General features: G+C 62.4%; 25 protein-coding genes. 12 read left to right on the plus strand and 13 right to left on the minus strand.

The annotated features are described in order from the left end of the window. Position 1 precedes the first annotated feature (1 nt). From ACWNZ3_RS15720 to ACWNZ3_RS15730, 3 genes are all read left to right on the plus strand, one after another. The gene (locus ACWNZ3_RS15720) at positions 2-544 is read left to right on the plus strand and encodes a MarR family winged helix-turn-helix transcriptional regulator (RefSeq protein ID WP_496900545.1); all 543 of its coding nucleotides are present in this window, start codon (positions 2-4) and stop codon (positions 542-544) included. 332 nt (positions 545-876) lie between these two features. Next, complete coding sequence (locus ACWNZ3_RS15725; RefSeq protein WP_496900546.1) at positions 877-3000, plus strand: PAS domain-containing hybrid sensor histidine kinase/response regulator family protein; 2124 nt, start codon at positions 877-879, stop codon at positions 2998-3000. 207 nt (positions 3001-3207) lie between these two features. Continuing rightward, entirely contained in the window at positions 3208-3633 is a 426-nt protein-coding gene (locus tag ACWNZ3_RS15730) for a VOC family protein (RefSeq protein ID WP_269365950.1), read from the plus strand. Positions 3634-3968: 335 nt separating this feature from the next. On the opposite strand, the gene ACWNZ3_RS15735 is transcribed toward ACWNZ3_RS15730, so the two are convergent. After that, on the minus strand, positions 3969-5153 hold the full coding sequence (locus ACWNZ3_RS15735) for an aromatic amino acid transaminase (protein WP_496900547.1): 1185 nt from the start codon (positions 5151-5153) through the stop codon (positions 3969-3971). 74 nt (positions 5154-5227) lie between these two features. Continuing rightward, positions 5228-6265: a zinc-dependent alcohol dehydrogenase family protein gene (locus ACWNZ3_RS15740; RefSeq protein WP_496900548.1), complete on the minus strand. Its 1038-nt coding sequence runs from the start codon at positions 6263-6265 to the stop codon at positions 5228-5230. Between the two features lie 139 nt (positions 6266-6404). On the opposite strand from ACWNZ3_RS15740, the gene ACWNZ3_RS15745 reads away from it, so the two are divergent. The 3 genes from ACWNZ3_RS15745 to ACWNZ3_RS15755 all read left to right on the plus strand — a co-directional run bounded on the left by ACWNZ3_RS15745 (position 6405) and on the right by ACWNZ3_RS15755 (position 8347). Continuing rightward, complete coding sequence (locus tag ACWNZ3_RS15745) at positions 6405-6884, plus strand: Lrp/AsnC family transcriptional regulator (RefSeq protein WP_496900549.1); 480 nt, start codon at positions 6405-6407, stop codon at positions 6882-6884. A 240-nt stretch (positions 6885-7124) separates the two neighbouring features. Next, a complete protein-coding gene (locus ACWNZ3_RS15750) occupies positions 7125-7526 on the plus strand; it encodes an SRPBCC family protein (RefSeq protein ID WP_274575878.1) in 402 nt (133 codons plus the stop codon). Then, positions 7523-8347, plus strand: coding sequence for an RNA polymerase sigma factor (locus ACWNZ3_RS15755; protein ID WP_496900550.1), 825 nt, complete (start codon positions 7523-7525; stop codon positions 8345-8347). Before ACWNZ3_RS15750 ends, ACWNZ3_RS15755 begins: the two co-directional genes overlap by 4 nt. 18 nt (positions 8348-8365) lie before the next feature. Here the strand turns inward: ACWNZ3_RS15755 and ACWNZ3_RS15760 are convergent, their stop codons facing one another. From ACWNZ3_RS15760 to ACWNZ3_RS15770, 3 genes are all read right to left on the minus strand, one after another. Beyond that, positions 8366-9874 carry a tripartite tricarboxylate transporter permease gene (locus ACWNZ3_RS15760; protein ID WP_274575880.1) on the minus strand — a complete coding sequence of 503 codons (1509 nt, stop codon included), beginning with the start codon at positions 9872-9874 and terminating at the stop codon, positions 8366-8368. Further along, positions 9871-10353, minus strand: a complete 483-nt coding sequence (locus tag ACWNZ3_RS15765; protein WP_269365937.1) for a tripartite tricarboxylate transporter TctB family protein — start codon at positions 10351-10353, stop codon at positions 9871-9873. The genes ACWNZ3_RS15760 and ACWNZ3_RS15765 overlap by 4 nt, the downstream gene beginning before the upstream one ends. A 66-nt stretch (positions 10354-10419) precedes the next feature. Further along, the gene (locus ACWNZ3_RS15770) at positions 10420-11394 is read right to left on the minus strand and encodes a Bug family tripartite tricarboxylate transporter substrate binding protein (protein WP_496900551.1); all 975 of its coding nucleotides are present in this window, start codon (positions 11392-11394) and stop codon (positions 10420-10422) included. A gap of 162 nt (positions 11395-11556) precedes the next feature. Here ACWNZ3_RS15770 and ACWNZ3_RS15775 point away from each other — a divergent pair, with 162 nt between their 5' ends. Genes ACWNZ3_RS15775 through ACWNZ3_RS15785 form a run of 3 tightly spaced genes read left to right on the plus strand, consistent with a single transcriptional unit; the run spans position 11557 to position 14350 of the window. Next, positions 11557-12468 (plus strand): LysR family transcriptional regulator, encoded by a 912-nt coding sequence (locus ACWNZ3_RS15775; protein WP_496900552.1) that lies wholly within the window; start codon positions 11557-11559, stop codon positions 12466-12468. Continuing rightward, complete coding sequence (locus ACWNZ3_RS15780) at positions 12465-13211, plus strand: sulfite exporter TauE/SafE family protein (protein WP_269365931.1); 747 nt, start codon at positions 12465-12467, stop codon at positions 13209-13211. Before ACWNZ3_RS15775 ends, ACWNZ3_RS15780 begins: the two co-directional genes overlap by 4 nt. Continuing rightward, positions 13208-14350: a mandelate racemase/muconate lactonizing enzyme family protein gene (locus ACWNZ3_RS15785; protein ID WP_496900553.1), complete on the plus strand. Its 1143-nt coding sequence runs from the start codon at positions 13208-13210 to the stop codon at positions 14348-14350. Before ACWNZ3_RS15780 ends, ACWNZ3_RS15785 begins: the two co-directional genes overlap by 4 nt. Here ACWNZ3_RS15785 and ACWNZ3_RS15790 read toward each other — a convergent pair. Genes ACWNZ3_RS15790 through ACWNZ3_RS15815 form a run of 6 tightly spaced genes read right to left on the minus strand, consistent with a single transcriptional unit; the run spans position 14347 to position 19121 of the window. Then, on the minus strand, positions 14347-15012 hold the full coding sequence (locus ACWNZ3_RS15790) for a fumarate hydratase C-terminal domain-containing protein (RefSeq protein ID WP_269365927.1): 666 nt from the start codon (positions 15010-15012) through the stop codon (positions 14347-14349). The two genes, ACWNZ3_RS15785 and ACWNZ3_RS15790, sit on opposite strands and share 4 nt — an antisense overlap. A gap of 27 nt (positions 15013-15039) precedes the next feature. After that, complete coding sequence (locus ACWNZ3_RS15795) at positions 15040-15999, minus strand: fumarate hydratase (RefSeq protein WP_496900554.1); 960 nt, start codon at positions 15997-15999, stop codon at positions 15040-15042. Continuing rightward, complete coding sequence (locus tag ACWNZ3_RS15800) at positions 15996-17750, minus strand: L-aspartate oxidase (protein WP_496900555.1); 1755 nt, start codon at positions 17748-17750, stop codon at positions 15996-15998. Before ACWNZ3_RS15800 ends, ACWNZ3_RS15795 begins: the two co-directional genes overlap by 4 nt. Further along, the gene (gene sdhC, locus ACWNZ3_RS15805; protein ID WP_274575889.1) at positions 17750-18091 is read right to left on the minus strand and encodes a succinate dehydrogenase, cytochrome b556 subunit; all 342 of its coding nucleotides are present in this window, start codon (positions 18089-18091) and stop codon (positions 17750-17752) included. The genes ACWNZ3_RS15800 and sdhC overlap by 1 nt, the downstream gene beginning before the upstream one ends. Next, positions 18088-18417 carry a succinate dehydrogenase/fumarate reductase transmembrane subunit gene (locus ACWNZ3_RS15810; RefSeq protein ID WP_496900556.1) on the minus strand — a complete coding sequence of 110 codons (330 nt, stop codon included), beginning with the start codon at positions 18415-18417 and terminating at the stop codon, positions 18088-18090. Before ACWNZ3_RS15810 ends, sdhC begins: the two co-directional genes overlap by 4 nt. Continuing rightward, a complete protein-coding gene (locus tag ACWNZ3_RS15815; protein WP_496901912.1) occupies positions 18417-19121 on the minus strand; it encodes a succinate dehydrogenase/fumarate reductase iron-sulfur subunit in 705 nt (234 codons plus the stop codon). The genes ACWNZ3_RS15810 and ACWNZ3_RS15815 overlap by 1 nt, the downstream gene beginning before the upstream one ends. A gap of 186 nt (positions 19122-19307) precedes the next feature. Between ACWNZ3_RS15815 and ACWNZ3_RS15820 the strand changes: the two genes are divergently transcribed. Both ACWNZ3_RS15820 and ACWNZ3_RS15825 read left to right on the plus strand, forming a co-directional pair. Next, positions 19308-19448 (plus strand): hypothetical protein, encoded by a 141-nt coding sequence (locus ACWNZ3_RS15820; protein ID WP_496900557.1) that lies wholly within the window; start codon positions 19308-19310, stop codon positions 19446-19448. Beyond that, positions 19448-20275, plus strand: a complete 828-nt coding sequence (locus ACWNZ3_RS15825) for a nitroreductase family protein (RefSeq protein WP_496900558.1) — start codon at positions 19448-19450, stop codon at positions 20273-20275. Before ACWNZ3_RS15820 ends, ACWNZ3_RS15825 begins: the two co-directional genes overlap by 1 nt. On the opposite strand, the gene ACWNZ3_RS15830 is transcribed toward ACWNZ3_RS15825, so the two are convergent. Further along, positions 20272-21876: a thiamine pyrophosphate-binding protein gene (locus ACWNZ3_RS15830; protein WP_496900559.1), complete on the minus strand. Its 1605-nt coding sequence runs from the start codon at positions 21874-21876 to the stop codon at positions 20272-20274. The genes ACWNZ3_RS15825 and ACWNZ3_RS15830 overlap by 4 nt on opposite strands. 346 nt (positions 21877-22222) lie before the next feature. After that, positions 22223-22588 (minus strand): winged helix-turn-helix transcriptional regulator, encoded by a 366-nt coding sequence (locus ACWNZ3_RS15835; protein WP_496900560.1) that lies wholly within the window; start codon positions 22586-22588, stop codon positions 22223-22225. Positions 22589-22695: 107 nt separating this feature from the next. On the opposite strand from ACWNZ3_RS15835, the gene ACWNZ3_RS15840 reads away from it, so the two are divergent. After that, a complete protein-coding gene (locus tag ACWNZ3_RS15840) occupies positions 22696-23400 on the plus strand; it encodes a glutathione S-transferase family protein (protein WP_496900561.1) in 705 nt (234 codons plus the stop codon). Positions 23401-23515 lie beyond the last annotated feature (115 nt).

Genomic DNA, 23515 nt, shown 5'->3' on the forward strand with positions numbered 1-23515 from the left:
TATGGACAAGAAGACATACGATGCAGCTCCGGGGATCAGGGATGGCGACGTGCTGTCCTATGGGTCGGTACAGGCCCCGGACACCGACACATTGGACCATGGCATTTTGCACGAATTCATCGGTATGTATCTGCGCCGCGCCCATGAGACGGCCTATGAGGATTTCCGGGCACGTCTGGGCGATGATGCCCTGCATCCGGGTTATTTCACCATCCTGACCCTGATCGTGCGCAACCCGCATATCAGCCAGACCCAGATCGGCACCGCCTCGGCGCGCGACAAATCCAGTGTGACCAAGGCGCTGCGGTGGATGGAAGACGAGGGGATGATCGTGCGTCTCAGATCGGCCAGCGACCGCCGGATTCATCTGAGCGTCGCCACCGAAAAGGGCATCAGGCAGCAGGCCATGATGGAAGCGAAAGCCATCGGGCACCTGCAATCGCTGAACGATGCGATCGGCAGCGACAGATATGCGACCTTCATCGCCACGCTGAAGGATCTGATCCGCAACCTGGAAAGCGCCGCATCCGCAAGGGGCGACTAGGCAGAACGCCGCCGATCACTGCCACCCATGCCCGGTGCAAGCCTGAGGCGCCGGGCGGGAACCAAACCAGCCTTCGCTGCACTGGATGATCAATTTGGTGGCGGCCGACGTCCATCCAGACCCAAGAACTCAGGCAGGGCTGGCTTGTTGACGAGAATGCAAGAAGTTGAGTCTATGCATGCGCCCATGCGAGGTTCACGACAAACCACGGGGGCCTGGCAGGGGCAATGGCCGGGGTGGTCATTGCATCCATTTGAATGTGTCGGCTTGAAGTTGAAAACAAAAATCTCGACTATGCATAATCCCCGCGCCCTCAAACGAGGCTTGAGAACATGAAATTATCGAATTTGCACAGGCCGTTGCTGCTGCTGGCCGCTGTCTGTGTCATTTTCGCGATGGTGTTGCTCGGCCAGCGTTTTGTCTATTATGAGCGTGCATCCTATACATTGCCGCGCCTGTTTCTGCTGCTTGAACGGTCAATCGGCTATGCCGGGTTCATCCATAATTTCAAGAATCACGTGCTGCGCCCCGACGAGACGGGGTATCTGGACGCGGCCCTTGAAGACTACAACATTGCTGTTGTCGCGATCTCAGAGATTGAAGTTCAGGCCGCGAATTTGGGCATTAAGGAACAGATGACCGACCTGAGGTCGACTTTGGCGACCTATCGCGAAATGCTGGATAGGACCCGCGACATACGGGATCAGCTGACAATTGCCGAGGTCGATGAGCGCGTTCGCGTATCGGATACGGACGCCGCGCGGAGCATCAGAGAATTCGAACACAAGATTCTGGATGTGATGGCACGCCGACGGGCCATCCTCTATGCCGTGGCCCTTCTGTTTGCATCTTCCGTCGTGGCGGGGGCCCTGGCGGTTGCCGTCGTGCAATCAAGACGGCGCCGTCAGGCCGAAACCGACAAGCTGAAGCTGCAGGAGCAGGAAACATTTCTTCTTCAGGCGGAACGCATCGCCCGGCTCGGGCGCTGGAAATCCGACCTCAAGGGCGATCTCTACTGGTCCGAAGCCGTGGGCCGGATCTGCGGGCTTGAACCCGGAAATTTTCCGACGACCGTCGAAGAGGGCTGGGCCTTTGTCCTGGAGGAGGACCGGGCCAAGCTGCGCGCAGCGGTCGATCTGGCGCAGTCGGAAAAGGGGCAGTTTTCAAACCTGCACCGTATGCGGCGCCCTGACGGGTCGATCGTGAATGTCGTCGACAGCGGAGAGGTCATTCTGGATGCCGGGGGAGAGATCATAGGCATGGCCGGCACGCTGCAGGATGTTTCCATGCTGGTCGATATGGAAAACGAACTTCGCCAGTCGCAAAAGATGGAGGCGATCGGCAATCTCGCGGGTGGCATGGCGCATGATTTCAACAATATCCTCGCCGTCATCCTTGGGAATCTGGAGCTGCTGCAGACTGAACCCGATCACGCCGGGCATGCGGATTACATAGAAAACGCGATTGATGCGACGCAGCGCGGTGCCGACCTTACCCGGAACATGCTGGGTTTTGCGCGCCGTTCACATCTGGAACCGACCCTGCTGCAGGCCAATGACATGATCCGCGATGTGTTGAACTGGTCGAACCGGCTTTTGCCCGCGAACATTCAGATCGAGACCTCGCTGCTGGCGAACCTGTGGCGGTTTACTGCTGATGAAAGTCTGGCCAAGAACGCGCTTTTGAACCTGATGCTGAATGCGCGGGATGCCATGCCCGACGGTGGCCGGCTGACGATTGAGACCGCCAATGTCCGCATCGACAATGAATACATCGAGGACCGTGGCGAAGATCTGGTGCCGGGGCGCTATGTGATGATTGCGGTCAGCGATACCGGCGTCGGGATCGGGGAAGAAGATTTGAAACGGGTATTCGAGCCGTTCTTCTCGACCAAGCCGACCGGCCAGGGGACGGGGCTTGGGCTGTCCATGGTTCAGGGCTTCATGAAACAGTCGAACGGGACGGTCCGCATCTATTCGGAGAGGAACACCGGCACGACACTGAAACTGTATTTCAAAGCGGCCCTGGAGGGTGGCAAGACCAGGGCGGCCGCTGCCCTGCCCCGGGATATGTCGCATCTCGCCGGCAAGCGGATCTTGCTGGTCGAAGACAACGCCGACCTTCTGATCGCGCTTGAAGACATTCTGGTGAGGGCCGGCATCGAGGTCACGACCGCACCCTCCGGCGACGATGCGATGGCCCTTTGGGAAAAGGACCCGAGTTTTGACCTGATCGCGACAGATATTGTCATGCCGGGGAAGTTGCAGGGCACCCATCTGGCGAAAGCCATTCGGGCGATGGACCCCGACGCCGCCTTCATCTTCATGTCGGGCTATGCCAATGAGGCCATGGTCCACGGCAACGGCTTGCACGCCGATGACATCCGCCTGATGAAACCCGTGCGACAGGTCGATTTGCTGAACGCTGTCGCATCCGTGATCGCGAAGCGGGGTTGAAAACAGGCCCTGCCGTTTGTCGGGAAGCTGACCCTGCCCTTCTTGACCGGCGCCGGGGCGCTGTCTATCCTTGACGGGTCTGAAACAGGTCAGGCCCGGGAAGGTTGGCCCGGCCCCCGCGCCCTGCGGGTCCTTCTGCTGATTGTCAGCGGCCCAAGACTATCCAGGCGTCTGCATGGTGCGGGCGCCGATAGGAAAGGGCATGACATGAAACCCGGAATATCCGTTCTCACACTTGGTGTCGCCGATCTCGAACGTTCGCTGGCATTCTACCGCGACGGCCTCGGGCTGCCGACAGAAGGCATCATCGGGCAGGAGTACGATCATGGCGCGGTTGCGTTTTTCGACCTGTCCGGCGGCATGAAGCTGGCCCTGTGGGCGCAGGCCGACATTGCCCATGACACCGGGCTGGCGGTGCAGCCGGTCAGCCCGACAGCCGTCACCATCGGGCATAATGTGGCCCGGCGCGAAGAGGTGGATCAGAACCTTGCGGCCGCGGCACAGGCCGGTGCCAGGATAATCAAACCCGCACAGGACACATTCTATGGCGGCTACGCGGGCTATTTCTGCGACCCTGACGGGCACCTGTGGGAAATCGTCTGGAATCCGCAGATGCTGCCGCCGGAGGGGTAACGGGCCCCGCGCCCCGGTCAGCGCCGATGAAAACGCCCCGCCTTAGAGCGCCCGACCTTAAACCCGAGACATGAATACCCTGCCGCGCCTGCGGCGCTCTCGGGACATTCATGTCGCTGGATGCTTCAGGGTAAAGGTCGGACGCTTTAAGCTTGAGTAGCCCATACCCTGCCGCGCTGCGCGCTTTCGGGACATTGGCGATTTGATTTGTCTCAGGTCAAAGCCGCCTCCTGATGCCGGAACGGTGTATCGCCGGGGGATGCTGCCCGGGTCTGGCGGGATTTGCAGAAGGTATAGACCAGCTCAGTCGCGGCCCGCGCCGGGGATGGCACCGGCTACGCCTGCGCCCTCACCGCATGTACGGCACGGATCAGCCAGTCGATATCGCCTGAGCCGAGGCGCGCGACGTTGACCCGGCCGCCTTTGACGACGTGAATGCCATGCTCCGCGGTCAGCGCCTTTTCCTGACCCTCTGTCAGCGGCAGCAGGGAAAACATCCCCGATTGCCGGGCGAAATAGGCCAGCTCCTGCGTGCCGAAATCATTCAGTTCGGTCTTTGCGATAGCGGTACGCACCTGTGCCACGCGGGCGCGCATCTGGTCCAGTTCCTGCAGCCAGAGCGCCTTTAACGTCTGATCCTGCAGGATGGTACGCACCACGGATGGGCCGTGATCGGGGGCATGGGACGCGCCGGCGCGCACGATGGCAGAGACGGCGCGGTGCATGCGGGCGCGGTCCGCTTGCCGCGTTTTCACGAACAACGCCCCGGCGCGGTCGCGGTAGATGCCAAACGATTTGGAAAGCGTGACGCAGACGATACATTCGGCAAAGCGCGCGGCGACCTGCCGGGCCATGGCGCAATCCGCGTCAAAGCCCTGGGCGAATCCGAGGTAGGCAAGATCGATCCAGGGGATGATCCCGCGCGCCTCCAGCAGATCGAGCAGGGCGGCAAACTGCTCTGGCGTCATGTCGGCGCCTGTCGGGTTGTGGCATACGCCCTGCATCAGGAAGACATCGCCGGGCCGGGCGGCATTCAGCCCCGCCAGCATCTGATCAAAGGTAATCTGACGCGCAATCGGATCGTAATAGGGCACGGCAGCAAAGCGGGCCCCGGCAGCGCTCAGGATCGGGACGTAATTGCCGTAGGTCGGCGTTTGCAGCCATACGTTGGGCGGTTCAGGCATCTGCGCCAGCAGGTCCGCCATGACCCGCAGGGCCACGGCCCCGCCCGAGGTCTGCGCCGCAACCCAATCGGCACCAAAGGCCGCGCCCAGAATTTCCTGCCCCAGCACCGCGCAATATTCGGCGTCGCCGGTCAGGGCGAGGTAGGATTTTGTCATCTGCGTCTCGATCAGCCGCCGCTCCGCCTCCTTCACGGCGCGCAGAACCGGTGTTTGGCCGTCCTGGTCCTGATAGATCCCAACCGTCAGGTTGAGCTTGTCGCGGCGCGGGTCCTGGGCAAAGTAATCCGCCCCGATCATGATGGGATCGACCGGGTACTCCTCTAGTTTCTCGAACATGCCTCGGACCTTTCGCGCTGCCCTGGCGCGGCGGGCATATTGCCGCCGCCGGTGAAACCAATGCCACCCATGGTTCAGAACCGGGTGATGACCGTGGCACCCACGGATTGAAACTTGTCCATGTTCATCAGGGCCTGCGGTGCCTCGGCAAGGCTGATCCGGTCGCCCACCAGCCGCGCGGGATCCAGCTTGCCGCTGGCCACCATGTCCAGCATCGCGCCGTAGCGGTGCGCCTGCATCCCGTGCGAGCCGAGCAATTCGATCTCCTGCCCCACGATCCTGGGCATGGGAATGGCCGGGGCCGCATGTTCACCCAGCATCAGGCCGACCTGGATGTGTTTGCCCCTTGGCCGCAGGCAGAGGATGGAGTTGGTCATGGTCACGGTATGGCCCAGCGCATCGAGGGAGACATGCGCCCCGCCGCGGGTGATCTCCCGGATTGCCTCGGGGACATCGGCCTCGCCCCCGTTGATCACGGCCACAGCACCCAGCTTTTGCGCCAGGGCCAGCTTGGCCGGGTCGAGGTCCACGCCGATCACATTGGCCCCGGCGGCGGTGGCGATCATCACCGCAGATAGCCCCACGCCGCCGCAGCCATGCACGGCCACCCATTGGCCCGCCCTGACCTTGCCCTGATCAATCACCGCGCGGAAGGAGGTGGCGAAGCGGCAGCCAAGGCTGGCCGCCGTGGCGAAATCCATCGTTTCGGGCAGCGCCACGAGATTCAGATCAGCCTGATGGATGCCGACATATTCCGCGAAAGAGCCCCAGTGGGTGAAACCCGGCTGTTCCTGATGCAGGCACACCTGCTGATGGCCTGCGTGGCATTCCGGACAACTGCCGCAGCCGCAGATGAAGGGCACGGTCACCTTGTCCCCCACCTTCCAGTTGGTCACATCCTTGCCCACCGCTTCGACCACGCCGGCCAGTTCGTGGCCCGGCACATGCGGCAGATCGACGTCGCTGTCATGGCCCATCCACCCGTGCCAGTCGCTGCGGCAGACGCCTGTGGCCGCGACCTTCAGCACCACGCCATGCGTCTGAGGGCTGGGATCAGCCACCGTGACCAGCCTGGGCGCTTCTTGGAACTTTTCGAACAGGACGGCTTTCATGGCGGGGCTTTCGTTTTGGAGTGTGAATCGGGGTGATCATAGCGTTCAGCAGGGAAACAACTTTGCCAATCTTGCAGGATTTCTGGTATTCTTGAGTGAGAACCCCTCTTATCCGACAAGTTTCGAAAGGTTTCTGCCCTTGCCCGAGATTGACGCAGTGAACGCCCATTTGCTGTCCCTGCTGCAAAGTGACGGGCGGATGACCAATGCGAAGCTGTCCGAAAAGCTGGGGATGAGCGAAACGCCCTGCTGGCGGCGGCTGAAACGGCTGGAGGAAAACGGGATCATAGAAGGCTATCAGGCCAACCTGAACCGCCGCAAGCTGGGACTGGGTGTGATGGCCTTTGTGCAGCTGCGCTGTTCCAAACACGATCAGGCCGCAACGGCGGAATTTCAGCGGATCGTGGAAACGACGCCAAACATCCTGGCCTGTCACAACACCACCGGGGCGGATGATTTCCTGCTGATCGTCGTGGCGCGGGATCTGGATGATTACAGCAGCTTTGTCGACAGTACCCTGCGCCGGCTGCCGGGGGTGACGAGCATTCGTTCGAACCTGTCCTTGAAAGAGATGAAAGCCTCCAGCAAATTGCCGATCATACCGCCTGCTGCCCCCTGATTGTGAAACGTCGGGTGAACCACCGTCGATGTTGCGAAACCCGCTGAGGTGTCGATGTTTACCATGCGGACGCAGCGGTCGTCCCGTTATTGCGATGCCCAGACCCCAAATGCCTCGCCCGGGTCCCAGGCCGGGCAGGTGATTCTGAAAAAACCTGAATCCGCATGTAACACATCGCTGCTTCGCGCCCTCTTCATATGTATCCGCCGCAGTTTCGCGGCGGCAAACATGGAGATCAAAATGAAAAATTTCGACGTACAATCCATCGGCCTTACCGTTTCCGCCCAAGCGGCATTCGACTATATCTCGCAGCCCGCGAACCTGCCGAAATGGACCAACGCGTTTTCCCGCGCCGATGCCACGACAGCCGTTCTGGTGACCCCGAACGGCGAGGTTCCGATCACCTTGCAGACCGTGACCTCGCGCGAGGCGGGCAATGTCGACTGGCTGATGACCTTTCCCGACGGTTCCGTCGCCTCGGCCTATTCGCGGATCACTGCAAATGGCGCAGATAATTCCATATATACCTTTGTATTGATGGCACCGCCTGTGCCGCTTGAGGCTTTGGAAGGCGCGCTGGAAGCGCAAAAGGGCATTCTGGCAACCGAGCTGGAAAAACTGAAAGGGATTCTTGCCGCATGATCCGCTTTGATCCGGTTGACGTGGAGGCCGCGCGAAAGGGAAGTCGCGCGGCCCTTGAAACACTTGTGAACGCGGCGAAAGCCCCGGTTTTCAATCTGGCCATGCGCATGCTTGCCCATCGGGAGGACGCAGAGGATGCGACACAGGAAATTCTGATCAAGATCATCACGCATCTGGGCGATCTGCGTGACACCGAGCTTGCCGGGGCCTGGGCCTTTCGCGTGGCGACCCGCCATCTTGCCCAATCCGCGCGGCTGGGACGGGTCGAGAGGATGCGCCTGACCTTTGACGATTTCGCCGAAGACCTGCACCTGGGCCAGGGGGACTCCGCGCATCTGGGTCTGACGGAGATGGAACATCAGCTTGCATTGAAGGAAGTGAAGGTGGGCTGCACCCTGGCCCTGTTGGTGTGCCTGTCACGGCCGTTGCGCATGGCCTATATTCTGGGCGACATCTTCGAGATGACCGATACCGAAGCCAGCGACGTGCTTGATGTTCCGGCCGGAACCTACCGCCAGAGATTGCGGCGCGCCCGGTCTGCGGTCAGCGGTTTCATGCAATCGCATTGCGGCATTCAATCCGCGAAGGCCCCCTGCCGCTGCGAGAACCGCATCGCACCCGCGCTGGGGATGGGGCGCATCGCAAAGGGTGCCGCGCATCTGGACAGCGATCAGGCCGGGCAGTTGTCGCCGGATGAGATCCGCCGGGACGTGGCGGCGCTTGAGACCGCGCAGCGCTCGATCGCGATCATGCGCTCCAACCCGCAGTTTGCGAGTGCGGTCCCGTCCCTGGTGGAACAATTCCTGGACCGGATTTCATAGACCGCCGCGAAAAGCGGCTTACCCGGCGCCGGGTTTGCTGCGCATGTTCCGCGTCGCCCGAATGCCGGCACGGATGATCGCGGCAACGGTGAGCAGGGTCAGGAACCAGAAAAACCAGGTGATCGGACCCCGGAACAGGATTTCAGGCGAATTGCCGGACATCAGCATCGCCTGGCGAAAATTGTTCTCCAGCAGCGGGCCGAGGATAAAGGCGATCAGGAAGGGGGCTGCGGGAATGTCGTTGCGCAGCATCACGTATCCGACCCACCCCATGACGAACATCACCCCGACATCAAAGATGTTGTTGTTCACCGCGAAGACCCCGTAGATGCACAGCACCAGCACACCGGGAAACAGCACACCGCGCGGAATGTCGGCCACGTATTTGAAAAGCCTGATTGCCAGCGAGCCGATGAAGAACAGAAAGACGGAACTGACGATCAGCCCGATGAACAGGCCGTAGATCAGATCCTTGTTCAGCACGAACATCATGGGACCGGGCTGCAACCCGTGGATCATGAATGCACCGATGATGATCGCGGTGATGACATCACCCGGCACCCCAAGTGCCAGCAAGGGGATCAGCGTGGCTCCCGCCACGCCGTTGTTGCCGGATTCGGATGCGGCCACGCCTTCCACCTCGCCTTTGCCGAAGTTCGCCTTGTTCGGCGATTTCCGGCGCGCCTCGCTGTAGGAGAGGAAGGCAGCCGGGGCCGCGCCGATCCCCGGAATGGACCCCAGGAAGACACCGATGAAACTGCCGCGCACGATGGTCCGGAAGCAGCGTTTGTATTCGCCGAAGGTGACGGAATCATTGCCCAGGCCGCGCGCCTTGCCTTCGTGCGGCTTGGGATCCCAGACCATCGACATCACCTCGGGCATCGCGAAAAGCCCGATCAGGACGGCGATGAAATTCAACCCGCCCATCAGGTTCGGATCGCCGAAAGTGAGCCGGTTCGTCCCATAGACCAGGTCAAGACCGACAGTCGCCAGCAGCAGCCCCAGCATCGCCGACAGCGCCCCCTTGAGCAGGCTGTTGCCCGACACCCCCGCGATGATCGTCAGCGAGAACAGGATCAGCGTGAAGAATTCCGGCGGGCCGAAGTTGAGCGCGAAGGAGGCGAGCCAGCCCGCAAAGAGGATCAGCGAGAGATTGGAGATCAGATCCGCCGTGCAGGATGCCCAGAGCGCCATGCCGAGCGCCTTTCCCGCCTGACCCTTTTCGGCCATCGGATAGCCGTCCAGCACAGTGGCGCTGGAGGCGGGCGTACCGGGCGTCTTGATCAGGATCGCGGGAATGCAGCCGCCAAAGATGCCGCCCTTGTAGACACCCAGCAGCAGAAGGATCGCCGGAACCGCCTCCATCGCGAAGGTGAAGGGCAGCGTCAGCGCAACCGCCATCGTGGCCGACATGCCCGGAATCGCCCCGGCAATGGTGCCGATCAACACACCGACAAACAGCGCTGCGAAGGCTTCGAAATTGCCGACCAGCGACAGGCCCGCGGCGATACTGTCGAGAAAACTCATGGCAATCTCACGTAATTGCCCTGCGGGATCGCAACGCTCGCGACATGGGCGAAGAATCCGTAAAGCACCAGTGGCACGGTAATGGCGCAGATGATCGCGGTCCGGGGATGGGAGGTCCGGATCAGGAATGCCGTTGCTGCGAAAATCAGCATAGAGGTCCAGACCATGCCGAGGCGCGGCAGCGCGAACATGGTCAGCGCCATGATTGCCGCCAGGATGCCCAGCCGCCTGTAGCCGCCGGATATGGCCGGCTGTTCCGGCTCATCCGGGTCGGTGGTGAAAAAGCCCGTGACAACCAGACCCAGCCCGATCAGCACGGTCAGCCCGCTGAGGATATAGGGCCAGAACAGCGGCGAAAGCACGATATTGCGCACGTTGCTGGGTGAGGAAACCCATGTCGGTATGACCGCGAACATCAGGATCGCAGCCACGATGATGCTTGCGATTCCGATCAGGGATTGTCGCTTGATGCGCTGCATGTCCAACCGAGCCCCGTGCAAAGAAAAGGGCGCACGAATGGCTTCGTGCGCCGGTTCGGTTCAGGTTTACCCTTCGATCCGCATGCCGAGGCGATCCACCAGATCCTTGAACGTGTTGTACTGGGTGCGGATGAAGTCATTGGCTTCTTCCGGGCTCATCACCTCGATGATCGAACCGACCGCTTCCATGCGTGATACGAATTCTTCGTCCCCCGCTGCGGCCTGCATCCATTCGCCCCACTTCGCCGCGACTTCATCCGGAAGGTCCTTGGGACCGGCGATGCCTGTCCAACCCACAAGCTGTTCCAGTTCCGGCTTGCCAAGCTCGGCTGCTGTCGGGGCGTCAAAGCCCACGACCGGCTCCGATGTGGTGACCATCAGCGGCTTGAGCTGGCCATTGGAGACAAAGCTCGCCAAGGCAGAGGAGTTTGTGCACAGAAAGGTCGCCGTCCCCGCCAACACGGCTGTCGCCGCGGCACCGCCACCGTCCATCGGGATATGCGTCACCTGGTTGAGCGGGTCCTCGACGCCGAAAGCGTCCATCACCATGACCCCGCCCAGGTGCAGGCCGGAGCCAACGCCGGAAGAGGAAAAGCTGACCCCGCCCTCACGCGCCCTGGCGACAAGATCATCCATCGAATTGATGTCTGAATCGGCGGCGACCGCACAGGCAAAGGGGTTGATCTCGTAGACGGTCACATAGCGGAAATCGTCCAGCGTGTAGGGGAGTGTCGCCTTCATCGCCGGGTTGACCGAATGCGAGCCGACGCGGGTGAACAGCATCGTGTAGCCGTCCGGCTTTGCGTTCATCGCGGCGACCGATCCGGTGGCGCCACCGGCCCCGGTTACATTCGCCATGATCAGCGGCTTGCCGACAACCTTGCCCAGCGGCTCTGCTATCGTGCGCGCAGAAATGTCTGTCGCACCGCCCGCGCCGAAGGGGATGATCATGTTGACAGGACGTTCAGGATATTCCGCCGCTGCTGCCGTCGCGAGCCCGAAGACGAGGGCGCCGACCGCACCGAATTTTGCAAATTTCATCGTTTCCTCCCAAAAACAAATGGCTGATTTCACTCAGCTCGCTGGGCCGACAATCCTGGCGACCTGACGATCCTTGACAAACTCTATTGGTAAGTCAATTTTGTATAAAGCGGAAACTCATTACAATTTCCGAAAGTATTGCTAACGAAAAGCGTAACTCAGATGTCCATCAGAATGTTTCGCACCCTGATCGCCGTGGCCGATCACGGCACGTTCAGTGCGGCGGGTGAGGCCGTGTTCATCACCCATGCCGCTGTCAGCCAGCAGATGAAGGCGCTGGAGGCGCAATGGGACATTGCCCTGTTCGACCGCACCCGGCGCACGCCGGAACTGACCCCTGTCGGTCGCTCCATCGTTGCCCGTGTCCGGGAGATCGTGGCGGCCTATGACAACCTGCTGCCCTCCGTCCTGGGCGATGACGGGCTGCGGGGAAACCTGTCGCTTGGCAGTGTGCCGACGGGGCTGACCAGTTTGATCCCCTTCGCCATTACATCCATCAAGGCCCGTTTTCCCGAACTGCACATCGGTGTCACGCCCGGCCAGACCAAGGAACTGGTCGTGGAACTGGAACGCGGCATATTGGACGCCGCTGTCGTGACCAAGCCGCATGTGATCCCGCGCAACATGGTCTGGGCCCCGATCGCCGAAGAACCGATGCAGCTTGTGACCTCCCTGAATGTCACCTCCGAAGACCCCTTCGAAATTCTGGCCACACATCCCTACATCCGCTTCACCCGCAAGGCACTGCTGAGCGACATCATCGACAATTGGCTGCAGATGAACCGCATCGTGGTGAAAGACACGATGGAGCTGGAAAACCTCGAAAACATTTCGAGCATGGTGCATGCCGATCTTGGCGTATCCATCGTGCCGCGCCGGTGCGTTCAGCCGCCCAATCCGCTGCCGCTCAGGTACATCCCCCTTGGCAGCGACGCGCCGGTGCGCGAACTGGGGCTGTTGTCGCTGGCGAACACGGTCAAGCTGCGGGTCCTTCAGGAAGTCGAGGCCGAGCTTCTGAATGCTGTCCGCGTCGGTGTCTTCGATCCCTTTCCTGCCGGTGTTGCGGCACCATGAGCCTGTATTTCTTTGTCATCCTCGCCCTTGGCGCCGCAGCGGGCGGGTTCATGAACGGGCTGGCCGGGTTTGGCACCGCGCTTTTTGCGCTGGGGTTCTGGCTGCAGATCATGCCACCGGCCCAGGCGGTGGCCATCGTCGTGGTCATGTCGGTGGTGGCGGGATTGCAGGGCGTCTGGCTGGTCCGCAGGTCGATCACGGATCATCCGCGCCGGCTGGCGCGTTTCCTGCTGCCTGCGCTGATCGGCGTGCCGCTCGGGGTGGCGATGCTGTCGATGCTCGAACCCGACATGCTTCGCCTGATCATTGCGGGTTTTCTGATCCTTTATGGCGGGTTCTTCACGCTGCGCTCTTCCCTGCCCCGGCTGGAGCGCCCGACCCCGGTGGTCGACGTGCTGGTGGGCTTTTTCGGCGGCATCCTGGGCGGTGCCGCATCCCTTTCCGGTGCCCTGCCGACCATGTGGTGCGCCATGCGCCCCTGGCCAAAGGCCGAGACCCGCGCGGTCCTGCAGCCCTTCAACGTCTGCGTGCTGGCGCTCGCGGCAATCGTGTTTGCCCTCAAGGGGACCTACACGACCCAGACGATCATCTATGGCGCGGTGGCCCTGCCGACGACGATGATCTTCGCACAGATCGGCATCGCGGTTTTCAAACGCCTTACCGACAACCAGTTCCGCCGCCTGCTGATTGCGATGATGCTGGTGTCGGGGCTGATCCTGATGGCAAGAGTGGTGATGGGATGACCTGCCGTATCGAACGCGTCGAAGTTTTCTGTTACCGGGTTCCCGTGAAAGTGCCCGTCGCGACCTCCTTTGGCGTGATGCGGGACCGACCCGCCGTCTTTGTCAAACTGACGGACAGCACCGGATGCCATGGCTGGGGCGAAATCTTCGCGAACTGGCCTGCCGCCGCTGCGGAACACCGCGCGCAGCTGCTTGTGCAGGACATCTGCGATCTGGTGGTCGGCGCGAATGTCGCCACTGCCGATGCGCTGTTCGAAAGCCTGACCGCGCAAACCCACATCCGCGCGTTGCAGTCGGGGGAATGGGGGCCGTTCCGGCAGGTGATTGCCGGGCTGGACATCGCCCTGCATGACATCTTTGCACGCCATCGCGGCCTGCCTCTGGCGCAATTCCTCGATGGTGGCGCTGCCGCAGAGGTGCCGACCTACGCCAGCGGCATCGCCATCGGCGCGGCGGCGGAGCTGATCGCCAGATCCCGCGCGGTGGGTCACAACGCCTTCAAGGTGAAGATCGGCTTTGACGGCGCGCGCGATATCGACGCCTTGCGCGCCCTTGCGGACGACCTGGTGGATGATGGCGAGCGTCTGATGGCGGATGTCAACCAGGCCTGGACCGTCACCGAGGCGCTGTCACATGCGGCTGCAATAGATGCGCTGGGGCTGCAATGGCTCGAAGAACCGATCCGCGCCGATCTGCCCGCCGGTGATTGGCAAGCCCTGGCAGACGGCTTTGCCACGCCCCTGGCCGCGGGCGAGAACATCACCGGCAACAGCGGGTTCGAGACCGCCATCGCTGCCGGTCATATCTCTGTGGTGCAGCCGGACATCGTGAAATGGGGCGGGATCAGCGGCTGCCGGGCGGCTGCGCGGCGGACAAGGGATGCCGGGCTGCGTTATTGTCCGCATTTCCTGGGCGGCGGGATCGGTCTGATCGCTTCGGCCCATCTGCTGGCGGCTGTCGGAGGCGACGGCTTGCTGGAGGTGGATGTGAACCCCAACCCCCTCCGCGATGCCTTTGAGGGCGCGCGGCTGCGCGATGACGGCAATTTCACCATCGGCACGGCACCGGGGCTTGGCATTGACGCCTTGCCCGCGGACCTGTCGCAATACCAAACCTTATCGCTTGAGCGGCGGGCTTAGATCACCTCGTCCGACCGATCATCCGTCTCACCATAGCGTTTCAGCGTGGCCGGGCGGGTGCCCTCGTAGATCTTGTCGAAATTCTGCGAGATCTTCGCATTCTCCCGCTCGAACAGGCAATCGCCGTTCTTGTCCGATGCGACGATGAAGGGCCCCATCTCCTTGCACCTGATGACCCACATGGCCTGGGCAAGGCCCAGTTCCTCGTTCCAGTGGACGGCCTCGACGTTCTCGACCCCGCGGCCGAGCAGGGCACCGGTGCCGTAGCCGACCGTGGACAGGTAAATCGCACCATTGGGAACGAAGTAGGACTTGTAGTCCTTCGACGACATCCCGCCCTTGCCGATGATCAGCTTGGCACCCGATTTTTCCATCCATTCCGGCAACCACTTGGAAAAGCGGAAGGACGCGGTGGCGGTCACCGCCCCCATCTCGAAACTGCCGTCGGCGTTGATCCGGGCGGCGGGCGAACAGTGAAAATTCGCAGCCGAATCGCGCGGCAGTTCCATCGGGATGTTGGCCTTTTCCTCCAGTGCGCGTTTGTAGACGCCTTCGCGGGCGGTATACATCAGCCCGTCCAGATAGACGATGTCGCCCAGTTGCAGGTCATCCAGCGCTTCTTGCGTGGGCGTGGTGCTCAGGCGGATCTTACGTGGGCTCATGAGGGGCCTCCGGTGTCAGGATTTCGGTCATTCCGCGGCCTCCATCGCCGGGGCGTCCCATTCCACGGTTTCACGACGTTGGTAGTCGGTGAACCAGTCGGGATCGGTGCGGTATTCCACCCGCCCGTCGGGGAACACGCGGGCCACGGCCCGGCGTGACGACAGGCAGAAGGCGTGAACCGACATCTGCATCCCGCCGGTGTGGCAATAGCCCACCTCGATATTGCAATCGACGACCATGGATTTGCCGACGAAACCCATCGCCCCCATGCCGATGGAATTGCCCAGCTCCTTGAACTCCCGCTCCAGCCGGGCGATTTTCGGATCGGAGTTTTCGCTGCCGACCGTGCGCAGGCAGGCCGCGCGCTTGCCCAGCACCATGCAGGTATCCTTGCAGCCGCCCAGCCCGATGCCGATGATGGCAGGCTGGCAGGCCAGCCCCCGTTTGCCAAAGGCAATGAGGCTGTCGAGGTAGAACCGCCTGATCCCCTCGATCCCGTCGGAGGGGAAAAGCATCCGGTAATCGGTGCCGAACAGCCCGCCCTTGTGGACGGTGATCAGGTCGATCCATTCGCCGCCCGGTTCATAGCCGTATTCGATCTCGGGCGCGCCGATGCCCACGTTGTTGTTGTGATCGGTGCGCCACAGCGGATGCACCCGATTGGGCCGCAACGGCACGCCGTTGGTCGCATTCGCCGTGGCGCGCCGCAATGCGGCTTCCAGCGCGATGGGTCCGCCCTCGATCCGGGTGTCGTTGCCCATCTTGACGTACCAGCGCGGCGTGCCGGTATCGCCGCACATCGCGCGGCGGTCCTCCTTTGCGGCTTCGTAATTCTCAAGCATCGCCTGCAGCACGAAGGACGACAGATCGCCGTCCTCCACCTCGGCGGCGGCCTTGAGACCGTCGAGGTAATCCTGCGGAATTTCGATGGCGGCCTTGTCCATCAGGGTTTCCGCGGTCTTCTGGATGATGTCTATCTGGATCATTCGGCAGCCTCCACCAGGGATAGGGGTTCGTTTTCGGGCAATATCGTCTCGCCCGGTCTGACAATCGTGAACTGAACGTCCTCGCGGCTGACATCGAGCGTATCGCCTGTCTGCCGCGCCACGGTGAAATAGCTGCTCTCCATCGCGCCGCTGTCGGGAAAGTCCTCGCGGAAATGCGCGCCGCGCGAGTTTTCCCGCGCCAGCCCCGCTTTCGCGATGACCTCCGACACTTCGCAGAGCGAGGCCATGTTCAGCCAGTCATGCCAGGTCAGGTTGAAGGCCAGGTTGTCACCGGCCACGCCGGCCTGCAACAGTTCGTCGTGGATATCCGCGATCCGGGTCAATCCGCGCGCCAGGCCGGTTTGCGTGCGCATCACGCCCACATCCTCCCACATTGCGTCCTGCAACTTGTCGCGCAAGGGCTGGATCGGGGCGACCTTGTTCGACAGGGGCCGCAGCGCGCGGGCGATTTCTGCCTCCAGCACCGTCTCGTCCGGGTCACGGAGCGCGCCCATGCGCCGGATGTCCGCCCCCATCACATCACCCGCAACGCCACCGTAGACCGTGGAATTTGCCACGCCGTTGCCACCGAGGCGGTTGGAGCCATGCGCGCCCCCCGCGTCCTCGCCCGCGACGTAAAGCCCCTCCATCGCCGTGCGCGTGTCGGGGTCGACCACGACGCCGCCCATGAAGTAATGCGCGGTCGGCACCACCTCCACCTTGCCGGCGGCCAGATCGAAACCGCTGTCGGCGCAGCGCTTGACCATACCGGGAAATTTCACGCGCACGTTTTCCGGGCCAAGGTGCGACATGGAGATATAGACGCCGCCGTGTTCGCTGGTGTTCGACTTGCGCATCTCGGCAAAGATGCCACGGCTGACCACATCGCGCGTGGCCCGCTCGCCCTTGGCATCGTAGTCGAACATGAAGCGGTTCTCGGCCCCGTTGAGCAATTGGCCCCCCGCCCCGCGCAGCCCTTCTTCCAGCACCGTGCCGGTCATCTTGGTGTGGTCCCCGGCCAGCAGGCCGGTGGGGTGGAATTGCACCATCTCCATGTCCCGCAGGGGCAGGCCCAGGCGCAGGGCCATGGCAAGACCGTCCATCGTCTTGTCGCCGCTGGGGGTGTGGTACTTGTACATGGTCGGCCCGCCGCCGGTGCCCATCATCACGGTCTTGGCCCGCACGAAGCGGAACCTGCCGCTGCGCATGTCGATCATCAGAACCCCGGCCAGCGCGCTGCCGTCCGCTGTCGGGACAAGACCAATCGCCCGATGCTCCTGCAACTTCTCCACCGGGCGGGACAGGACCTGCTCCATCAGCCGGTTGATGATCTCGATCCCCGTGAGGTCGCCCTTGTGCACGGTGCGGTCCGCCGTTTGCCCGGCAAAGGCCTTCTGGTGCAGCGACCCGTCCGGGTTGCGGTCGAAGAAACAACCGATCTCGTTCTCCAGCTCGCGGATCCGCACCACCGCCTGTTCGCAGAGCTTCCAGGCCATATCCTGATTGGGCAGCCATTTGCCGCCGTTGATCGTGTCCATGAAGTGCCGCTCAACAGTATCGCCACCGCCCAGCGCCACGTTGTAGCCGCCCTGCACCATGCGGGTGCATCCGCATTTCCCGATCAGGCCCTTCACCGCGATTGTGATCTTCGTCCCCGGCGGGGCGCTTTGCTGGGCGTGCAGGGCGGCGAACATGCCCGCGCCGCCCGTACCCAGGATGAGGATATCGGTATCATGTCTCTCGATCTGCATCAGATGGCCCTCATCAGGAAAACGCCCGCAATCAGCGTCGACGCGGCAACCGCACCGGCGGCGGCGGTCTTCTGGCCCGATGTCCAGGGCAGCCATTCCAGCGCCATCAGGCGCAGGCCACCGAACAGATGCGCGGCCAGCAGGAAAACCAGGCCGAACTCGGCGAATTTGACGATGCCCATCTCGCTCCAGCGCAGGAACCCGTCGAGGTGTTCCGGCTGGTTCAGCGCATAGGACAGCACCCAGAAATGCACCGGCAGGAACAATGCCAGCGCCACACCGGACAGGCGGTGCAACAGGTAGGCGGCCCAAAGGGTATGGTTCCGGTAGCCGCGCCTCATCTCGCCGTCACCCCGTGAACAGCCAGCATGCCAAGGACCAGCAGCAGGGCGAAAATGGCCCAGGCCGCCGCATTCAGGGCGCCGCCCCGCAGGCCCAGCCATTCCGACAATACCGTGCGCAGGCCAATCGCCCCATGCACGGACACGGCGGCGACAAATGTGCCATAGACCGCGAACCAAAGGATGCTGCCCTTTGTGCGGCCAAGGATTTCGGCGGCGGACAGCCCGCCCTGGATGGCATAGATCATCACACCGATATGCAGCAGCACCAGCGGTGCCATGATCAGCGCCGAAATCCGCTGCGCCATATAAAGACCAAGCGTCATCAGGAGCGCCTCCTGAAGAAGTTGCGTGCGGTCTCGCGCTTCAGGCCGGCGATGGCGTTCATCGGGTTCAACGCGTTCGGACAATGCACCGCGCAGCTGCCCTGGCTGTGGCAATTGTGGCAACCGCCAACACCCGACACCGCGTCCAGCACCGCCTGTTTGTCCGCGTTCTTGCTGTCGTTGTAGACGCTCCAGGCCCGTTGCAATGCGGCGGGGCCGAGGAAATCGGGATTGTTCGCCACCGTGTCGCAGGCGGCATAGCAGACCGAACAATTGATGCATTCGATGCCCGCCGCACTCTCGACCCGCGCGGCCTCCGCAGGGTCGAGTGCCTCGATCGGGTCGTTGCGGGTCAGGGTCGGGTGGTGGACCCCTTCCGCCGCGACCCATTTGTCGAAGAAAGGGTCCATATCGGTGGCCAGATCCTTGATCACCGGCAGGTTGCGCAGCGGCGCAATCTGCATGTGGCCGTCCACCAGCACCTTCTTGACATGGGTCCGGCAGGTCCAGCGCGGCGTGCCGTTCACCATCATTGCGCAGGATCCGCACATGCCGACACGACAGGCGTAGCGATAGCTCAGGGTCGGGTCGGCGTATTGCTGGATCCAGGCGACCACATCGAGCACGGTCTGGTTGTCCTCGACCTTCACTTCAAAGGGCTGAAAGGACCCCACGGCGTCGCCGCGCCAGACCGAGACAGACATATGGGTTTCATTGGCCAAGCGCCTCTCCATCGGTTGCAGGGTGGTTCCGCGGCAATATAGATGATTGTTTTTCTAACAAAAAGGAATAAAGACTTACCCGTTTCTTAAGATTTGGTTACATTAACGCAGCCTTTTCAATTGCTTGCCGACCGCTATGATCGCCCCTGAAGTCCAGGGAGGAACCGCATGCTGACGCTGTACGACGCCGGGGAAACGGCCGCATCGCCCGTCCATATCGCTGCGGTCGGCGGCGGCCTTTCCAAGCATAATGGCGCAGCGCGCGCTGATGGCGGCGCACCCTGCTGTGCAACCGGTGCTGACGTCTGATGAGTGACCACCTCTCTGCCCTCCTCGCCGCGCGCTTTTCCGATGCGCCGCAGGTCCCTGCGGACCTGGCGCAGGTTTCATCCCTGCAGGCCATTGCCGGACGGGGCTCTTGCCGGTCATTCGAACCTGATCCGGTCCCCCTCGAAACGCTCAGAACGCTCGGCGCAATCGCCCTCGCCTCGCCGTCGAAAAGCGATCTGCAACAGCGCGACATCGTGATCGTCGATGATGCGGAACAGAAGTCACGGCTGCTGGATCTTGTCTCTGACCAGGCGTGGACGGGGCAGGTGCCTTCGCTTGTGGTCTTCTGTGCCAACAACCGCCGCCAGCGTCATCTGCATGAGATGCAGGGGCTCGACTTTGCCAACGATCATCTCGACGCGTTCTTCAACGCCAGTGTGGATGCGGGCATCGCGCTGGCAAGTTTCGTCATCGCAGCGGAGGCGGCGGGCCTTGGCTGCTGCCCGATCAGCACGATCCGCAACCGGGCGGCAGAGGCAAGCGATATTCTGGGGCTGCCGGACCACGTGTTTCCCGTTGCCGCGCTGGCCATCGGCCAACCCGCTGCTGCCCCCCGGATCAGCCCCCGCCTGCCCCTGCGGGCGACGCTTCACCTGGACCGTTTCAACGAGACGACAACCGCAGACATCGCAGCCTACGACGCGGAGCGCGCCGCCGTGCAACCCTATGCAAATCAGCGCCGCACCGACCTTTACGGCACCAGCGACAGCTACACATGGTCAATGGACAAGGCCCGTCAATACAGCCTGCCGGAACGGAAAGGCTTCGCGCAGTTCATCCGCGGCAAGGGTTTCCGCCTTGATTAATGCGCAGCGCCGCTCGGCGCGGGCAGGCCTTCGATCAGCACGTTGACACAAGCGGGTTTACCGCTTTGCACCGCGCGCGCCAATGCCTCGTCAAGCCCGGCAAGCTCTGTCACATATTCCCCATGCGCGCCAAGCCCCCTGGCGGCCAGATCATAGCGCGCCCTGCTGAGCCCGCAGCCGATCAGCCGTTCGGGGCCGTATTCGCGCAGCTGGATCTGATGCTCGGCGTTCCAGCGCTCGTCATTGCCGATCACCGCGACAAACGGCAGCCCCGCGCGTACTGCCGTCTCGAACTCGGCAAAGTGGAAACCGACCGTGCCGTCCCCCATCAGCGCAAAGATCGCAGCATCCGGCGCTGCGGCGCGGGCGCCCAGAGCATAGCACAGCCCGCCCCCGATCGCCCCGGAAATCCCGTTGATCACCCGGCGCTCCGCCCGCGTGGCGGCCTGCGCCCACTGGCCGAATTCACCACCATCACAGATCAGCACGGCCTGCGCCGCCCTGTCGATCTGCCGCTGCACGGCGGCGCATAATTGCGCAGGGGTGATCCGCCCCGAAGGCACCATGTCGGCGGTGCTGAACCCGCGCCGTCCCAGATGCGCCGCCACATCGGCCCGCCACTGGTCATGCCCCCCCTGCCCGGCCTCGATCAGAACACCGAGACTGTCCCGGGGATCAGCGGCGAAACAGGCGGCCAGCCGATTGCCAAGATTGCGATGCGCCCGGTCCCGCTCTTCCGTGCCGGCCTGAACAACCATCCAGCGGCAATCGGCATGGAACGCCGCCGCGCCGCCAAACCCGAGGGTAAAGTCGATCCGCTTGCCCAGGGCAACGACAAGGTCGGCCTGCCCAAGCGCCTTGCCGATGTCGCCAAGCGCCGGGTCCTTCAGGCCGCGCGGGCTTTCCATCACCACAACGGGCGCGCCAAGGGCCGCTTCCAGCGCCTCCAGCCTGCCCGGATTGCGTGTGGCATTCATCGCCGGGCCGCAGATGATCAGGGGCCGCTGCGCTCCGGCGACGGCCGCCGCAATCGCCGCCGCATCGGAAGCCGACAAACCCATCGGTTCTTTCGTGACCGCATGGGGCACATCGACATCGCCCACATCCGCCTCGACCAGGTCAAAGGGCAGCGCCATATGCACCGGCCCCGACCGCCCCGAAAGCGCGACCCGCAAGGCGCGCGCCGTCTCAACGCCGAAATCCGCCGCGCGGGTCGGACGGAACGACAGCTTGGTCACCGGCGCTGTCATCGGCACCTGGTCAAGCTCCTGGAAAGCGCCTTTGCCATCCTGACCGATGGGAGAATCGCCGGTCAGCAGAAGCACCGGCGTCTCTGATTCAGAGCAGGTGAACAGCGGCCCCAGCGCATTTGCCGCCCCTGCCCCCGCGGTCACCAGGGCCACGCCCACGGTTCCGGTCAGCTGCGCATAGGCCTCCGCCATGAACACCGCCGCTGCCTCGTGACGGGTATGGACAATCTCAATCCCGGCATCGAAACAGGCGTCGAAGATCGGCATGATCTGGTTCCCCGACAGCGCGAAGATGCGGGTGATACCGGCGGATGCCAGCGTTCTTACCAATAGATCTGCACCGCGCATCATGTTCTCTCCCCCCGTGATCATTGCCGCCGCGACCTGAACCTATCCTTCCCGCGCCGTCCATCCCCTTTATGGCAGCCCCTGCCGCAAGGGCCCCTGAGGGCATGAAGAACTCACAAAGTCCCGATCACCCCAAAAACGCCTTCGACAGCGGGTAGAGGTGAAATTGCACCGTGACACTGGTGCTATGGCAGCTTCTGCCTTGGCAAGCTGCGCTGAATGGAGGGGCACCCGGACCCAAGCTCCGATATCGGCCATGCGCGACTGAACCGGTCGCACCGTGGCCCCGGCATGGTACGGGCCACATGCAGCACCGATGAACGACAGCGCGGGAGCGCCTGATCGTTGCTCACCGGGCGGTTCGCGCCGCGTTGTTCGCCTCAGTCATGTTCCGAGGTGCGTCTCGATCTTCGAGGTCTTCCCACCAACTTCCCAACGCGTCGATCAGCGGCACCAGATCATGTCCGTCGGCAGTCAGATCATATTCCACCCGCAGCGGGTAGCCGCTGAATTCCGTGCGCTGAACGATCCCCGCATCCTCCAACTTCCTCAGCTCCAGTGCCAGCATCTTATGGGAAATCGTCGGGTTGTCGCGGCGCAGATCGCTGAACCTCCTGGTGCCCGTCTTCAAGTAATAGATGAGCAGCGTCGGCCACCGGCCGCTCAGGATTTGCATGACCTCTTCGATCGGGCATCGCGACACAAGATTTTTCATTGGGACCTCATGGTTACAAAAAGGTGCGTAATTTACCCCGGAATACATGGCGGTATGTTTCGGGTTCGCTGCGCAGCGTGATGACATGAGATTATGGAGTATAAATCATGGAACCGATTCTACTTTATGGCTTCCCGTCTGGAAGCTCCATGGGGCTTGTCGCAGCTCTCGAATGGCTGGCGAAACCCTACCGTCTTTGCCGTGTCGATATGTTCGGTGAGATGCGCGACCCATCCTATCTGCGCATCAATCCGCGGGTTGAGACGCCGGTCCTCATCACCGACAACGGCGACGTACTGACTGAAACGCTGGCGATAGCATCATGGCTGGAAGCCAGGGATTCCAGGCGCAGCATCAGTTTTGACCCGCTGTCGAGAGAAGCCGACCGGATGCATCAGTTGATGGCCTTCATCAACACCGGCTTTACAGGATCGTTCGGACCGCTTTGGGCGGCCATGGAAATGGCTGACATGAACCAGGCGGTACGATCTGCACTCAGCGAGTGGGGTCGGGACGGTGTTTTCGAACGCCACGACAAGCTCGAAGAGATGATCGGGGACAGCAGGTTCCTGATCGCGGATCACCCTACGCTGGCTGACGCCCTCTTGGTCGGTGTCGCGCGTTGGCTCGATTTCCACGAACTGGCTGACAAAGGCCGCTGGCCAAAACTTGCGGCTGTTCGCGCGCGAATTGAAGCGCATCCGGCTGTCATCTACGCGACCGCTCTTGAGAACGGGGATATGAACCCGGGGAGCGGCGCCTGTCTGGGCCACATCAATCTCACCGAGGTCATTGAGCGGTTTGGTAGCTAAACGCCACGAGCGCGGGCTGAGAAACGTCATCAGCCCGCGCTCAACACCGGCGCCGCGCAACTGCGACGCGAGGGTGGCGAATTTGCTGAATCATGCCAGTGGGCCGCGCCAGGCA

The sequence above is a fragment of the Sulfitobacter sp. IGS-18 genome (assembly GCF_059628195.1).